This is a genomic window from Paenarthrobacter sp. 10L420, assembly GCF_056395385.1.
On record NZ_JBFTJK010000016.1, the window covers coordinates 53,677 to 68,804 of the forward strand.

At 60.9% G+C, this 15,128-nt stretch carries 15 protein-coding genes; 8 read left to right on the forward strand and 7 right to left on the reverse strand.

Annotated elements, in window-relative coordinates:
- Positions 1-45 precede the first annotated feature (45 nt).
- Positions 46-1,806 carry a GAF domain-containing sensor histidine kinase gene (locus tag AC1DD5_RS19970; protein WP_477522526.1) on the forward strand — a complete coding sequence of 587 codons (1,761 nt, stop codon included), beginning with the start codon at positions 46-48 and terminating at the stop codon, positions 1,804-1,806.
- A gap of 3 nt (positions 1,807-1,809) precedes the next feature.
- Here AC1DD5_RS19970 and AC1DD5_RS19975 read toward each other — a convergent pair whose 3' ends face one another.
- Positions 1,810-2,508 (reverse strand): response regulator, encoded by a 699-nt coding sequence (locus tag AC1DD5_RS19975; protein ID WP_477522527.1) that lies wholly within the window; start codon positions 2,506-2,508, stop codon positions 1,810-1,812.
- A 313-nt stretch (positions 2,509-2,821) separates the two neighbouring features.
- On the opposite strand from AC1DD5_RS19975, the gene AC1DD5_RS19980 reads away from it, so the two are divergent.
- On the forward strand, positions 2,822-3,685 hold the full coding sequence (locus tag AC1DD5_RS19980; protein ID WP_477522528.1) for a universal stress protein: 864 nt from the start codon (positions 2,822-2,824) through the stop codon (positions 3,683-3,685).
- On the opposite strand, the gene AC1DD5_RS19985 is transcribed toward AC1DD5_RS19980, so the two are convergent.
- The 3 genes from AC1DD5_RS19985 to AC1DD5_RS19995 form a co-directional block, all read right to left on the reverse strand.
- Positions 3,669-3,902, reverse strand: a complete 234-nt coding sequence (locus tag AC1DD5_RS19985) for a flavodoxin family protein (protein ID WP_477522529.1) — start codon at positions 3,900-3,902, stop codon at positions 3,669-3,671. The genes AC1DD5_RS19980 and AC1DD5_RS19985 overlap by 17 nt on opposite strands.
- A 2-nt stretch (positions 3,903-3,904) precedes the next feature.
- Positions 3,905-4,369 carry a universal stress protein gene (locus tag AC1DD5_RS19990; protein WP_477522530.1) on the reverse strand — a complete coding sequence of 155 codons (465 nt, stop codon included), beginning with the start codon at positions 4,367-4,369 and terminating at the stop codon, positions 3,905-3,907.
- 86 nt (positions 4,370-4,455) lie between these two features.
- Positions 4,456-5,769, reverse strand: a complete 1,314-nt coding sequence (locus tag AC1DD5_RS19995) for a GAF domain-containing protein (protein WP_477522531.1) — start codon at positions 5,767-5,769, stop codon at positions 4,456-4,458.
- Positions 5,770-6,017: 248 nt separating this feature from the next.
- On the opposite strand from AC1DD5_RS19995, the gene AC1DD5_RS20000 reads away from it, so the two are divergent.
- Together AC1DD5_RS20000 and AC1DD5_RS20005 are read left to right on the forward strand one after the other, a co-directional pair.
- Entirely contained in the window at positions 6,018-6,305 is a 288-nt protein-coding gene (locus tag AC1DD5_RS20000) for a DUF3040 domain-containing protein (protein WP_477522532.1), read from the forward strand.
- The gene (locus AC1DD5_RS20005) at positions 6,305-6,751 is read left to right on the forward strand and encodes a universal stress protein (protein ID WP_477522566.1); all 447 of its coding nucleotides are present in this window, start codon (positions 6,305-6,307) and stop codon (positions 6,749-6,751) included. The genes AC1DD5_RS20000 and AC1DD5_RS20005 overlap by 1 nt, the downstream gene beginning before the upstream one ends.
- Before the next feature lie 123 nt (positions 6,752-6,874).
- On the opposite strand, the gene mgtA is transcribed toward AC1DD5_RS20005, so the two are convergent.
- A complete protein-coding gene (mgtA, locus tag AC1DD5_RS20010) occupies positions 6,875-9,550 on the reverse strand; it encodes a magnesium-translocating P-type ATPase (protein WP_477522533.1) in 2,676 nt (891 codons plus the stop codon).
- A gap of 346 nt (positions 9,551-9,896) precedes the next feature.
- On the opposite strand from mgtA, the gene AC1DD5_RS20015 reads away from it, so the two are divergent.
- The 3 genes from AC1DD5_RS20015 (at position 9,897) to AC1DD5_RS20025 (ending at position 11,973) form a co-directional block, all read left to right on the forward strand.
- Entirely contained in the window at positions 9,897-10,613 is a 717-nt protein-coding gene (locus tag AC1DD5_RS20015; protein WP_477522534.1) for a glycosyltransferase family 2 protein, read from the forward strand.
- Complete coding sequence (locus AC1DD5_RS20020; protein WP_477522535.1) at positions 10,610-11,260, forward strand: TIGR04282 family arsenosugar biosynthesis glycosyltransferase; 651 nt, start codon at positions 10,610-10,612, stop codon at positions 11,258-11,260. Before AC1DD5_RS20015 ends, AC1DD5_RS20020 begins: the two co-directional genes overlap by 4 nt.
- Before the next feature lie 116 nt (positions 11,261-11,376).
- Positions 11,377-11,973 carry a class I SAM-dependent methyltransferase gene (locus AC1DD5_RS20025; RefSeq protein ID WP_477522567.1) on the forward strand — a complete coding sequence of 199 codons (597 nt, stop codon included), beginning with the start codon at positions 11,377-11,379 and terminating at the stop codon, positions 11,971-11,973.
- Here AC1DD5_RS20025 and AC1DD5_RS20030 read toward each other — a convergent pair.
- Positions 11,919-12,410 carry a hypothetical protein gene (locus AC1DD5_RS20030; protein WP_477522536.1) on the reverse strand — a complete coding sequence of 164 codons (492 nt, stop codon included), beginning with the start codon at positions 12,408-12,410 and terminating at the stop codon, positions 11,919-11,921. The two genes, AC1DD5_RS20025 and AC1DD5_RS20030, sit on opposite strands and share 55 nt — an antisense overlap.
- On the reverse strand, positions 12,407-13,573 hold the full coding sequence (locus AC1DD5_RS20035) for a molybdopterin-dependent oxidoreductase (RefSeq protein ID WP_477522537.1): 1,167 nt from the start codon (positions 13,571-13,573) through the stop codon (positions 12,407-12,409). Before AC1DD5_RS20035 ends, AC1DD5_RS20030 begins: the two co-directional genes overlap by 4 nt.
- A 123-nt stretch (positions 13,574-13,696) precedes the next feature.
- Between AC1DD5_RS20035 and AC1DD5_RS20040 the strand changes: the two genes are divergently transcribed.
- Complete coding sequence (locus tag AC1DD5_RS20040) at positions 13,697-15,124, forward strand: glycosyltransferase 87 family protein (RefSeq protein WP_477522538.1); 1,428 nt, start codon at positions 13,697-13,699, stop codon at positions 15,122-15,124.
- Positions 15,125-15,128: the final 4 nt, after the last annotated feature.

Below are 15,128 nucleotides of genomic sequence, written 5' to 3' on the forward strand. Positions count from 1 at the left end.
CGGTTATGGCTAGCCGTACGGGCCCGGAGTAGGCTGACACCGAAAGTGCCAAACAGTAACGCCGTGCACCACGCTGGTGGCGGGCGCCGAAAGGCGGCGATGAAAGACTCTCCCAATCTCCCACGCGAACACCACACGGTTGCTCCGGCGGTCCAACTGGAGGACCTATTGAAGGACTTCACGTCCAGGGCAGACGAGTTACTGCAGGCCCAGGAGAGGACGCGGGGCCTGCTCGAGGCCGTCGTGGCCGTTGCAGAAGACCTGAGCCTTGAATCTGTGCTGGAGCGGGTGGTTACTTCCGCATGCAATCTCCTGCAGGCACGCTATGGTGCATTGGGTGTTATCGGCGAGGACAAGGCGCTCAGCCATTTCATCACAGTGGGCATCGACGACGATTTGACGAGCCGGATTGGTCCTCGGCCCACTGGACATGGGGTTCTGGGACTGCTCATTACCGAACCTTCACCTTTGCGGCTCCACGACCTCCGTGAACACCCGATGGCCTACGGCTTCCCGCAGCACCACCCGCCGATGAAGTCTTTCCTCGGTGTTCCAATCCGCATCCGGGACGTCGTCTTCGGCAACCTGTACCTGACAGAGAAGGACGGCGGCGAGGACTTCACTCCGGAAGATGAGGATGTCGCGGTGGCATTGGCGGCAGCTGCCGCCGTCGCGATCGAAAACGCCCGGCTCTACGAGGACGCCGGGCACCGGACGTCGTGGCTTGAAGCTTGTATGGAAATTACGGGGCTGATGCTGGAGGAGGACCAGCCCGAAAGTGATGCCCTTGACCTCATTGCAGACAGGGCTCTCAGGGAGTCCGGATGCCACCTTGCCGTGGTCCTGATGCCCCGTGCAGAACACGGCGGAGACTACACCGTAGAGGCGGTAGCAGGCGAGAAGGGCCCGGGCCTGATGGGCCGGGTACTATCCTTGGATTCCACCGATTTCCTTGACGTCACCGCCCAAGGAGCAACCCAAGGCGAGGACCCTTGGCTCCTCCTTGGCGATCCGGCCGGCGAATGTCCGGGAGAAATACTCGTCGTAGACCTCAGCGCCCAAGGCACCCATCAAGGGCTGCTGGTTCTTGGTCGAAAACCCGGCGCCGGGCCTTTTTCTGCCACAGATGTTGAGATGGCTCCAGTCTTCGGCTCACATGTAGCCTTGGCTTTGGCGCTGGACCGGATCCATCTCGTCCGGGAGCAGCTTGTGGTTTTCACCGACCGGGACAGGATTGCCAGGGACCTTCATGACCTGGTCATCCAACGCCTCTTTGCCGCGGGCTTGAGCATCCAGAGCCTCCGGCGCTACACCGCGGGCAGCTCAGCCCTTGAACGCATCGACTCCATAACGGACGAACTCGATACGACCATCCGCGACCTTCGGAACACCATCTACTTCCTGCGGACAAGTACCAACGAGCGCGAACTCCTGAGCAGCCGGATCTTCCAAACGATACAAGCCGGGGCAAAATCGTTGGCACAGACGCCGCATCTGGCCTTGATGGGACCGGTTGATTCCGTGGAGGACGATGTCACGATAGGCCACCTCCTGGCGGTTATCTCGGAGAGCCTCAGCAACGCTGTTCGTCATTCCGGCGCGGACACCATTGACGTGTCAGTTTGGGTTGCTGACGGCATGCTAAGCATGGAACTCAGTGACGACGGCCGCGGCTTCAGGGCCAAGGGATCCGGTAACGGGCTGCCAAACATGGCCCGTAGGGCTGCAGAACTTAACGGCGCATTCACTGTCACCAGCACGCCTGGGAAGGGTACTTCGCTGACTTGGTCCGTTCCTTTGGCCTGAGTGTCAGCGAACGGAACCAGCGTCTTCGTCGGGTGCGTGGGCCATAAAGACTGCGGCTTGGGTCCGTCGCTCGAACCCAAGTTTCGCCAAAAGGGACGAGACGTAGTTCTTAACTGTCTTTTCGGCCAACAACATCTCCTCGCCTATCTGGCGATTGGTCATTCCCTCACCGACGTATTCCAGTACGCGCCGCTCCTGGGGGGTCAGGGCGGCTACCCGCGGATCGAGCCTCTTCGGTTCCGTGAGTCCCTGGATAATCCGCGACTTTACTGATTCATCAAAGAGCGACTCGCCACGCGCCGCCCGGCGCAGCGCACCCAGAAGGTCTGAACCACCGATTTCCTTGAGGATGTATCCGGCGGCTCCTGCCAGGACTGCACCTCGCAGAGCCATTTCATCGTCGTAGCTGGTCAGAATCAGACAATTCAAGCGAGGGTCAACGGATCTGACATCACGGCAGACTTCAATGCCCGTACCGTCAGGCAGCCGTGCATCCAGGACTGAGACGTCGGGGTGCAATGCCGGTATACGACGCGTTGCTTCCTCAGCTGATCCGGACATGCCCACCACTTGGAAACCTTCGCTTTCCAAAAGTTCCTGCAACCCACGGCGAACCAATTCGTGGTCATCAAGAATGAACACACGAACAGGACTTTCTGGCGAAGCCGCCCTGGCAAGGCCTGGGACATCCGGGTGATTCATGACATTCCCTCTCCGGCCGGGGGCGACAACCGCGCTTGCCGACACTTCATTGATGCCAAATTCTTGCCGACTGCATGACTGTGCCACAAGGGCCCAAGGACCCATGCCCCGCGCGTGACTTTAGGCCCTGTTGGGATGGGGCGATTAAACGGACGCTGGGAGAACGGGAGATGAAGCCGCCCAGCATCAGGCCCCGCGGTTTCTCCAGACACGCCCCCGAGGCACCAAGCCTGCATCTGGCAGGCAGAAGCTGGACTGGCAGGACCCGGCAAACGGATTATCCGGGGACCATCGAACTAGAACTGGAGCAGTCATGAAGGAAGCAATTGTCGTCGGTGTCAGCGATTCACCCAGTAGTGAGGCCGCGAGCCGATGGGCCGTGCAAAGGGCCGCTGCCCTCAAATTACCTGTTCTCCTGGTACACGCTGTGGATGATCGTTGGGCCTACGATGCCATTGGCTATAACGAGTGGATCCGGGAATCCGGTGAAAAATTCCTTGCTACTGCCAAAGACCGGGCCGAAAAAATCGAGCCAACGGTCAAAATCAGCACGGATCTCGTCTCGGGAGGAGCCGGGTACGCCCTGCGCAAGAGGTCAAAAACGGCATCGATGGTGGTTATTGGTTCCGGCCATAGTTGGTCAGGCGGATCCCTCGCGGACCGTGCGCTACAGGTTGCCGCAGTGGCGAAGTGCCCCGTAGCTGTGATCGGTGAACATGATATGACCAGTCGACGCGGCGTTCTGGTCGGAGTCGATGGTTCCGAAGAGTCCACTCAGGCCGTGGCATTTGCTGCCGCAGAGGCAGACCGTGAAGGCCAGGAGCTAACCGTCCTGCACGCTTTCCGGACACCGGATCCATGGGTAGATCGTGGAGTGCCCCACGGCAATTTCTTTGAACTCGTGACCGAGGAGGAACGGGTGGTTCTTGCGGAAACGGTCGCGGGCTTGGCGGATAAATATCCGGATCTTGTTGTGCACCAGAACTTGGAGACCCACATGCGTCCTGCCGAGGCGCTGGTAAATGCCGCCGCAACAGCCAGCCTCCTGGTCGTCGGCAGCAGGGGCCGTGGCGGCTTCAAACGTCTACTCATGGGATCTACGGCCCACGCAGTCCTTACCAAACTGCCGTGCCCCACAATCATCACCAGGATCCAGCCGGTCAAGCATTCCAAGTAAGTAGCGAGCAGCAGGCCTGGAGCCCAGTGGCTCCCAGGGCCTGCTGCGTTGGTCCTCCGACGATCAGCAGGGCACAATTATCCAAGTCATCGGCGACGACTTCGGCAACGGGAACCGCTCTGGCCCCTGGCTCGCCATCAAAGCCGCTGGCAATTGCTTCAGCTACCCTGCGGGTATTTCCGTACATTGTTTCGTAGACCACCAAGATTTCCATCATGGTCACCCTTTATTGGCTTCGTTCGAGTGGTCCTCACGTACGTGGACCACGAGAACCGGACAGTGGGCATGAGCTACGCACGCTGAGGTGACTGATCCCAGCAGCATCCCACCGAAACCACCGTGTCCACGTCGCCCCACAACAATCATGTCTGCCTTCCGGCTCGCTTCGATCAGTCCTTGTCTGGGATGACCCTGAACAAGGCGGGAATGGACGTTGTCGGGCTGGGTCGGGCCGAAGGCCGTTTCCACGGACTGCTTCAGGATTCGCCCGGCGGCTTCCTCAAAACCGGTGATGCCCATCGCCACATAGCCCTCGTACACGGCGGGATATTCCCAGAAAGCCGTGGCAATCACGTCAGCGCCCAAGGGCTTCGCCAACAATTGGGCTTCTTGGAGTGCAGCTATGGACGCATCGGAGCCATCGACTCCGACAATGATTTCTCCCGTTGAGCCGACTTTGTCCATGACTTCTCCTGCCAAATGAAAGCTTCGATCCCTCCAGAATGGCGCTGGGGAGCGTCCTTAGACAGGGTCCAAAGTCACGGAGAGGCCTATTGCATGGGCGGCGATTCCTCGGAACGGAGGTCTTCGATTGTCTTTCTAAGAGTGCGGATGGTGTCATCCAATTCCGACGTGACGTGCATCATCCGCTCAACGGCTGCAGGTTCCACCAGGAATCGCTTCAAGTTCTGCGTTCCTAAGCCGGCCGCAAATATACGCTGAATGACCAGGTCATGAAGGTCGCGGGCTATGCGCTCCCTGTCTGAGAGCAACAAGGCCTGCTCACGGAGAGCGCTTACTTCCGCAAGATCCAGTGCGAGGCCGATCCTGCTGCCAAACAACGCACTGGATTCCAGATCAGAACGGGTATAGGCCGGGCCGCCAACGGCCCGGGCCATCAGCAGAACTCCGTTTCCCCTCCCCCTGTGGCCCAGGGCCGCTATCAACACAGTGCCCAGCTTCTCCGAAACCTCGGGACCGAGAACTTGGGTAGCATCCTGCACGAGGCGGGAGTCGCCAGTGGCAAGCACTGATGCTACTACTTCGGAGCCCGGCAGTTGCTGGCCCGTGTTCAAGCCCTGCACTCCGACCGCCGATCTGCAACGGACCTCTCCTCCAGGCGTTGGCATGGCAACGACACCGAGGATGGAGCCGGAAGCACGGACGGCCGCCTCCGCCACAAGATCCAGGTTGCCGGAGTCGTCGTCGGGCTTGCTTGCAATGAGGCGGCTGCCAAGCTCCATACCCGCTTCCAACCATCGCTGCCGGCGATTGCTTTCGTCGAACAGGCGCGCATTTTGGATGGCGACGCCGGCTGCTGCCGCCAGTGCGATGGCAAGCTCCTGATCATCTTGGCTGAAGTCCTTCCCGTCCCGCTTCTCGGTGAGGTACAGGTTGCCAAAAACAATATCTCGGACCCGAATTGGTACTCCGAGAAACGACTTCATGGGAGGGTGGTTTGCCGGGAAGCCCACAGCCATTGGGTGAGCGGTGAGATCGTGAAGACGGAGTGGTTCGGGTTCGCGGATCAGGTGTCCCAGGACACCATGCCCGGTGGGAAGATCGCCGATGGATCCAATGGCGTCCTCATCCATGCCGACCGTAATGAAGTGGCTGAGCTGCTGATCCTCTCCGATGACACCAAGAGCTCCGTATCGGGCGTCAACCAATTCGCATGCCGACCTGACGACCCGGTCCAGGACAGCTTCCAGGCTGAGGTTCTCGGCAATGGAAATTACCGCTGAGAGCAACCCGTTCATTTGTTCCTGTGCATGGATCATCTCATCCGCACGCTGCACGAACTCGCGGAGGAGTGTTTCAACGCGCCCCTTCAGCGGGGAGCGCCAAGGGTGATCCGTACCCATAGGCCTTTGCCTCCCTGAACTGCTATGGACTGCCTCTCCCGAGTCTAGGTGAGTCGTCGGATTACGGGTACAGATCCGGGGGCAAGGGCCCGAACACCTCCAGGGCATGACCTTCGACCCCACACCCGCAACAATGAGACCGGGATGATGCCCAATACACGCGGCTATGTTGTGACCACTGTGACTTTTGGCCCTGTTTCATTACATGACGGCCGCCCATGCTTGACAGGAGAGCAGGAGGCAAAGCCGTGGAACTCTCCAACTTTGAAAAGCTGGCATTGGACAAGATTGCTCGGGGTCTCGAAGAAGAGGATCCCAAGCTGGCCACCCTAATGAGCCTGGAAGATCTTGGACGAATCCGCTGGAAGCATGCCCTCCGGGGTGCCTTTGTTGGCCTGGCGGGACTCGGTTTGCTGCTGGCCGGAGTGGCGATGGGGGACCCAGTGCTCGGCATAACGGGCTTCATGCTGATGGGCTGCGGCACCTACTGGGCGACTCTCTTCATGAACGCGCGTTCAACCAAGAGGAGTCCATGATGGCCGGTCGCTTGAACCCCAGCAAGATCATCGTTGGCGTCGATGGGTCCAAGGCGTCAGTGGAGGCGCTGCGCCAAGGCCAACACCTGGCGATGGCCCTCAATGCGCCCTTGGAGGCGTGGGGCTGTTGGGAGCTTCCGCTCGGATACGAAGGATATCTGGCGATGGGCATCGATGGCTTCGCCCATGATGCAGAGCGGCACGTGAAGGACGCCCTTGAGGAGGCATTCGGAGCCCATCTGCCAAACAACGTCAGCACACGACTTGTCCAAGGCTCAGCAAGGGCTGCCTTGGTGGAGGGCAGCCAGCATGCAGCACTCGTCGTCGTCGGCCGCCGCGGACATGGTGGCTTTGGTGGCCTCCTTCTGGGTTCAGTGAGTTCGGCAGTCGTAGCTCACGCCCACTGTCCCGTCGTCGTCGTCCATTCGCCCGAAACCGCTCCCTGAGATGGACCGGGCCAGCAGACGCGCCTTCCAGTCCAAGAGCTAACGGATCGGGACGCAGCCAGCCCAGGTTGGCGGACTTCTGGACGAACTGGTCCAGGATTTATTGGGCTTGACGGGGGCTTCTCAGGGGCCGGGGGTTTTCTCTACTGGCCCGGATAGTTTTGCGGCGATGCTGAAGCGGGAGGCCCGCCTGCTGATGTGGTGGCTTGCCCGACGCCGGGGAATAGGTAACGCTGCGGCAAGGGATTGTTGCTTGGCCCGGGAGAAGAACCATTTTTTGGCTATCTCGACCAGTATCAGGTAGACGATAACCATGCCCAGGAGGGCCAGGAAGAACGGTGCCGGTAGTGGATCGAAACCTAACCACGGTCCTATCGGTGACAGGGGCAAGGCCACCCCGACGGCGACTACCGTCAAGGACGCGACGACGAGCCCGGCCGAGGGCCTGCTGCGAAGGAACGGCACCTTGCGGGTCCGGATGACGAAGATGATCAGGGTTTGGGTGGCGATTGATTCGATAAACCATCCGGCACGGAACTCCCCGGGCACAGCATGGAACACTGTCAGCATCAGGGCGAAGGTGGCGAAGTCAAAGATTGAGCTGATGGGCCCGAAGAGGAACATGAATCGTCGGATGAAGGCGATATTCCAGTGGGCAGGGGCACGGAGTTGTTCGTTGTCGACTCTGTCGCTGGGAATGGCCAGTTGACCGGCGTCATAGAGCAGGTTATTGAGCAGGATCTGGCCCGGGAGCATGGGCAGGAAGCTCAACACCACTGAGGCAGTCGCGGCACTGAACATGTTTCCGAAATTGCTTGATGTTCCCATCAGGACGTATTTGATCGTGTTCGCGAAGATCCGGCGGCCCTCCCTGACGCCATCGGCAAGGACGCCGAGGTCTTTGTCGAGCAAGATGACGTCGGCCGCATCCTTGGCGACGTCGGTGGCCGTATCCACCGAGATGCCTATGTCGGCTTTGTGTAGGGCCAGGGCGTCGTTTACCCCATCTCCCAGGAACCCCACGGAGCCGCCGCTCTGACGCAGAGCAGTGATGATTCGTGCTTTTTGTTCCGGCGAAACGCGGGCAAAAATTGAGGCCGTGTGGGCTGCGGGAACAAGTTCCGCATCCGACATCCCTTCGATGTCGGCCCCTGTGAGCGTGCCCCCGGACAGCACGCCGATGTCGGCACAAACTTTCTCGGCTACCTTGGCATTGTCTCCAGTGGCAATCTTTACCGTGATCTGCAGGGCTTCCAGCTGGTCCAGTGACGCTTTTACATTGGCTTTGGGCTGGTCCAGGAAGATCAGAAAGCCCGCGAAGGTGAGGTCGTGTTCGTCGGCTTCAGTAACTTCGACCAGTCCTGGGACCTCACTGTAGGCGACCGCCACGACCCGGGATCCTGCCTGGAACTGTTCATTCAGCGTGGCCAGCACCGCGGGTGGTGGCGGCCCGCAGAGGGTGAGGACTTCTTCCGGGGCGCCCTTGGTGATCAGCAGCCTCCGGCCTGCGTTTTCTTGGACCAGCACGGTGGTACGCCGACGTTCGTGGTCAAAGCTGATCAGGTCCAGGCGTTTAAAACGTTCAGGGTCAAGCTTGGCCGCTTGAGGGCTGGCCCAAAGGGCGGCATCCAGTGGGTTCTGTCCGGCAGTTGAATACTTGGCAGTGGTGTAATCCGACTCCGTGGACAGCAACCCCAATGTGAGCAGATAATCCTTTGAAATCGGCGAGGTCGCTGGAAGCGTGTCGGTGAAACTGATCCTGCCTTCTGTCAGCGTGCCGGTCTTGTCGGTGACCAGGATGTCCATGTCGCCCAGGTCTTCGATGCAGACGAGCCGTTTGACGAGTACCTTCCGTTTGGCCAGCAACCGTGTGCCGGTGGCCAAACTGGTGCTGACGACAGCCGGGAGAAGTTGGGGAGTGATACCGACGGCGATGGCCAGTGAGAACAGCAGGGATTCGATGATCGGTCGTTGGAGCAGCAGGTTGGCTATGAAAATCAAGGTGGTCAGGCCGATGGCGACCTGCAGCAGGAGGAATGAGAAACGCCTAAGCCCGATCTGGAACTCCGTCTGCGGCTGACGTTCTCCCAGTCCGGAGGCGATGCGGCCAAATTCGGTGCCGCTCCCGGTGGCCACCACCACGCCGGTTCCACCGCCGGAGTGTACGACCGTGCCCATAAACGCGCACGATGCCAGATCTCCCAGGGCTGCGTTATCCACTGCGGGAGACGGGTCTTTCAACGCCGGTAGGGACTCCCCCGTGAGAATGCTCTCATCGCACAGCAGATTGTTCGTTTCCAGCAGCCGAATGTCCGCAGGAATGATTGTTCCCAGTCCCAGCTGAACGATATCGCCAGGGACGATGTCCGTCACGTCCACTGGAAGGGTCCTGCCATCCCGAAGTACCAAAGCCTGATGGGTGATCTGTGAGTGCAGGGCTTCCGATGCACGTTCAGCCCGGAATTCACTGCTGAAACCCAGACCAACGCTGGCCAGCAGAATTGCACCAATCACTATCGAGTTGGCCACGTCCCCCAAGAACATCGATACGGATGCTGTGACGAGCAGCAAGATCAGGATTGGGCTGGCGAGCTGACGTCCAAGCACGGCCCAACCGTTGGCCTTATGTGACAGGACAGCGTTGGGCCCCACTATGGCTAGTCGGGACGCGGATTCCTGATCCGATAGTCCTGTCATGCCCGAATCAAGCTGGTTCAGGACCTGATCAGCGTCCAATCTGGCCGCGCCCACAACGGGAAGCTGAAGGAAGCTCTTCTCCCGACCATCAACAGAGGTCACGTCAGGTCCGTTCCGTTCGTGGCAGTCGTATTGCAGACAAGACCCGGCTCTCTTGGAGGAAAACGCCGATGCAGCCCCAGGCGCGACTGCAGTCATAGCAGGAGTCTGCCACGACGTCGGGATCCTGGAAACAACAGGCCGCCGGCTTAGTCCCCAGCCCCGATCGAACCTCTGTGACCTTTAGCCCTGATGTGGGTCGCATGCGGTGCAGGCTGTTGAGGAATTCGGTGGCTTGAACATTGTGGAAGTGCCGCCGCACCTCAGATGAGGACCCCAGCAATTTTCCGTCCACATACCGTAAGGATTTAGCCGCCTTCAGGCGGTCCATGATCCGTAGCCTTGGAGCATGTTTGAAGCGACAGAGCCACACGTTGATGTAGTTCTCCCCTGTTTGAATGAGGTCGGCGCCCTACCGTGGGTACTGTCAAGGCTTCCGTCGGGATTTCGTGCCATCGTCGTCGACAACGGATCCACGGATGGTTCGGCCGAAACGGCGGCCAGGCTCGGCGCGAAGGTCATCACGGAGCCCCGTCAGGGTTTCGGAGCGGCTGCCCACGCAGGGCTCCTCGCAGCAACAGCCGACTTTGTCGCCTTCTGCGACTGCGACGGATCACTTGACCCGGCCCAGCTGCCGAGGCTCCTGGCGCCGATCCTGGAGGGCAAAGCCGATCTGGTGCTCGGCAGCCGGCGACCTCGACGAGGATCCTGGCCCCTCCACGCGCGCCTGGCCAACAAGGCCTTGGCGTGGCGGCTGCGGCGCCTGACCGGACACCGGGTGACGGACCTTGGGCCGTTGCGTATTGCCCGCCGCACCAGTCTGCTGTCCCTGGGGTTGGAGGACCGGCGAAGCGGCTACCCGCTGGAAATGTTCCTCAAAGCAAGCCTCCGCGGATGGCAGATCATGGAGCTTCCTGTTGGCTATTTGCCCAGGACCGGGAAGTCCAAAGTCACAGGCACCCTGAAGGGAACGCTGACCGCTGTGAAAGACATGTCCGCCCAACTCAAGGAGGCCGTCGCAGCGGCGCAGCCCCACGGGGCCCCATCCAAGGAACAAACCAGATGAGCGCGATCTGGGATCTCACCATTGCCGTCATCGCCAAGGAATGCCTCCCCGGGAAGGTGAAAACCCGGTTGAGTCCTCCGTTGTCGCCGAGGGAAGCAGCCATGCTGGCGCAGGTCAGCCTAAGCCAAACGCTGGACACGGTCCGGCACCTGCCCGTGAGGGAGCGGTGGCTGGTTATGGACGGAACGCCATCAGCTTCCGATGCCAAGGACTTTGTCGTGTTGCCGCAAGCCTCCGGAGGGTTGGATGAACGGTTGGCCGCTGTCTGCGATGCCGTGACTGGACCCTTGCTCATCGTCGGGATGGACACGCCCCAGTTCTCTTCGGACCATCTGGCCGCCGTGTTCCGTGACTGGGCAACGGAAAACAGACAACATGCGGCCTGGTTTGGCCCGGCCGCAGACGGTGGCTTCTGGGCACTTGCCCTGGCCAACCCCCGTGCTGCGTTGATCCGTGGGGTGCGAATGTCGAGAGATACCACCGGGGAGGAACAGCTCGCCCGGTTGACTTCCGCAGGCCTTTCCGTGGGAATGCTTCCGGAATTGCGGGACATGGATTTCCTCCACGACGCCGTACATATTGCCGCCGAAATTCCCGGGAGCGCTTTTGCCGGGGCAGTTACCGGTCTCAGGAACACGTTGCCATGACGGGAACAATAACAGCGCCCACAACCCACTTCGGCGAGGGAGACAGCGAGCCATATGCCCGTGCACTGAGGACGGGATCAGGGACGCTGACCCTGCGGCCCGAGACCAACCCAGCCATGGCAGGGCCCGTCCAATTTGATGTCAGCTCCTGGTGTTCCGACGCGAATTTGTTGGAGAGATCCTTACTGTGCAGCCTTCAGGGGCCGCTCTTGGATGTTGGGTGTGGACCGGGGCGGATGCTGGCGGCAGCACGCTCAGTGGGGATGTCCGCCCTCGGCATCGACACCAGTTCCGAGGCGGTCAGCCGGGCGAGGGGGCAGGGTGGCCGCGCCATTCAACAGTCCGTTTTCGCTGCGGTACCGCACACGGGTCAGTGGCAGAGCCTGCTGTTGCTGGATGGCAACATCGGCATCGGCGGGAGCATCAGCTCGTTGCTTCGCCGCTGCCGGCAACTGGTCGCTCCCACCGGGGTCCTCATGGTCGAGGTGGAAGCTGACATGGATCTGGATACTTCCTATACGGCCGTCATTGAGGATGAGGAGGGAAACCGGAGCGACGCCTTCGGCTGGGCCCGAACGGGCAGCACAGGACTGGAGTCGCGGACAAAGTCCTCAGGTTGGACGGTATCAGCCAAACAGCATGTTCAAGGCCGCGTCTTCTACCGGCTCGTCCCACGGCTGGAACCGCGCCGGTACCCGCGTTCGATCGTATAGATCAGGCCCGATGCCACGGTGAGCAGGACAGCCCAGAACCACATCAGGTTGATGGCATAATCGCCTTCGAGGGCGCTGGTGCTTCGAGCCACAGTCTGCGCTTTCAGCAACACACCAACGATGAGGGTTACCACGGCGCCGGCCATGAGGGATCCGCGCATCACGGCCGCAGACGCGGGACGAAGCCTGGATCCTGAGCGCCGAAGGCCAAAACCTGCCAGAGTGGACAGCGGGACGATGAGGCCATCATGAATCAGGATGGCGGCGGCCATCCACACCAACAGCCCCAGAAGCTGCGACGGTCCCAGCTGAGTGGGAAAGCCCATGGCTCCATAGCCCATGAGGGCCAGCCCCGCCGCTCCCAGCATAAAGCGAACAGCCCACGCCGTTCGTGTAGTTGCCGGCGTTCCTCCGTTGGATTTCACCGTGTCCTTCACAGCACCTCCATTGAACTCAGCCATTTGGTTTGCAGGACGCCCGGGCGCCCTGGCGCGATGATCCGGGCCGGATAGCCATGGTCCAGATCCAGGATTTGGCCGTTCAATTCCAGCGCCACCAAAGTCTGCTCGTCCTGGACATAGGCGGCGGGCATCAGCATGGTCCTGTAGGCGCCTTCCGGTTCCAGGCTAGTGACCCGCAGTTCGGCGGAAGGAGGGCCTCCTACCGCGCCCACGAGATCCCGGACCCGGACTCCGCGCCACGTGGCAGTTTGGCTCCAGCCCTCCACACAGGCAATGGGGAGTTCGTGCTCATGCTGTGGCAGGCCTTGGAGATCCGCCAGCGTGAACGGCCTGCTGATGCCCGCGTACGTGACGGTCAGGATCCAATCAGCTGCGCGGGCAAGGTCGGTCACCTTCGCTTCGGCCGCCGTGCGGTTCACCGGTACCGACTGTGGCCCAGTCCCCATGTTCCTGGGTGCGAAGAGATTAAGCGGGTCCAGCCAGGAAAACGACTGTCCCGCCGTCGTCAGCACTACCGCTCCGGTTGTTGTCCCGACGGCGGTAAGAAAGCTGCGCCGCGACCATCGCCCGGGTGCCGGGCCGGCTTCGTCCTGGGCCGCTTTCTGGGCACTGGCGGCGGATTCCGGGCGTCGGCTCCAATGTTCGAGGATTGGGGGGAGTTTGACCGCGATGTGCAGCAGCAGCGATCCCCAGATGACCCATGCCAGCCAGTAGTGCGTTTCGCGGAAAGGGAAGGGCCAGGGATACCACTTGTAAGTATTGATCAGGCCGGTAGTGAGTTGGATGAGTGACGAGGCGATGAATAAGGCAATAGTGCCCCGCTCCAGCGCATGCGGGAAGGACCTGATGGGGGGCCATTTCAGCAGTTCGGGATAGACAGACCACAGTTTCGCCAGGAGCAGCGGGATGGACGCGATTCCTGCTGTCACATGCAAGCCTTGGGACAGTTGATAGATCCAAACCGGTTGGGTAGGGAAAAACATCCATCCCGGCGGGTTCTGCAAGCCGTGACTCAGGAGGCCGGTCAGGAAACAGACAGTAAAGGTGACGCCCAGCCATCGCCCCAGCACTACGGTCAGCCGCGTGCTGCGCGTCGGCGAAGCAAACTTGCTTGCCAAGGCGTTGGTGAACTTTTCCATAGCTCGATCACACCACCAAACCGTGCTTGGGGGGTTGCCCCAGATCTTACGATTCCCGGAAGCCTCGCCCGTGGGGTTCGGAAGTGCCCCAAATAGCATTCGGCATGCGGCAGGATCGTTAGGGTGACCCCCACTGCACACGAGCTGGATGGATCCCGCCGAACCAAGCTCGTCATCGCCCTTCCGGCGGTGTTCCTTGCTTGCGCGGCTTTGCTGTGGTGGATGGTGTGGCCCGGGAACCCCGTTGACTCTGCGCCGTTCGTAGGATCGTGCCTCTGGTGGTTGGCGCTCCTGATGGTGGTTAAGCTCCTGGGAAATGTCCCGCGGCGCCGGTTGGGCGCGGTGATCATGGCAGGCTCGCTCCTTTTGGGACTGGTGGCAGTAAGCGCCCCGCCGCGGACCAGTAATGATTCAGCCCGGTATGCCTGGGACGGCATCGTCCAAAAAGCAGGAGTTTCCCCGTACTCCTACGTGCCAATTGACGAAACCCTCAGCAACATTCGGCCGGACTGGCTTTTTGCCCCTGGTGCCGCCGGGGCCGGCGGAAGTCCGGCATGCCCCCCGGAGCTGTTCGGCACGGAGTCCGTAGCGGCGACGGGGTTTCCTTCAGGGGACCCACTTTGTACTGCGATCAACCGCCCGAACGCACCCACCATCTATCCACCAACCGCCGAACTCTACTTCCTGGGCGTGCGAGCTGCCGTTCCGGACTCGCTTGGCTATCTTCCCTTGCAGCTTGGTGGCCTCCTCATCAGCTCGGCCGTGACACTCATGCTGTTGCGCGTGTTGGACAGGCGGAAGATGCCCTTGCAATTGGCCGTCGTGTGGGCCTGGAGTCCATTGGTCATGCTGGAGGCCGTTAACAACGCCCACGTGGATGTGCTGGGCGCCGCCCTGCTCCTGCTTGCCGGTATGTTTCTCGTGGCCGGAAAACCGCTTGGATCCGGGGTGGCTTTCGGTGCCGCTGTGGCCACAAAGTTCATACCGGTTATCGCAGCGCCGGCTCTCCTGTTTCGCCGGCCTGTCCGGTTCGTCGCAGCCGCGGTGGCAACGTTCCTGGCTCTCTACGTTCCGTACCTGGTGGTTGCCGGGCCGGCCGTCCTGGGCTTCCTGCCTGGGTACCTCAAAGAAGAGGGGTACAGCCAGGGCGGCGGCATCAGGTTCGGCCTCGCCCAACTCGTGTCTGTGGGCATATGGCCCGCGGTCCTGAGTGCGGCAGTGTTGGCCATCGTGGCTCTCCTGGTGCTGAAGCGGTCAAATGGGAGTTCGATGTGGCCCCAACAAACCGTGATGATCGGCCTCACGCTGCTGATCGTCAGCCCCAACTACCCGTGGTACTCCTTGATGCTGCTGCCGTTCATCATGCTCAGCCGCAAGTGGGAGTACCTGGCAGTAATCCTGGCCTTGGGCTTTATCTACATGGTGCCCAAACCCGGGCAATACAGCATTCCCATCAATCAAAGCGCCCTGCTTGCCGCTGCCGCCGTACTCATGGCCGCTGCGTGGCTGCGGCGCCGTCACGAGCTTGAACAGACCCTTCCGCACGAATGACAGG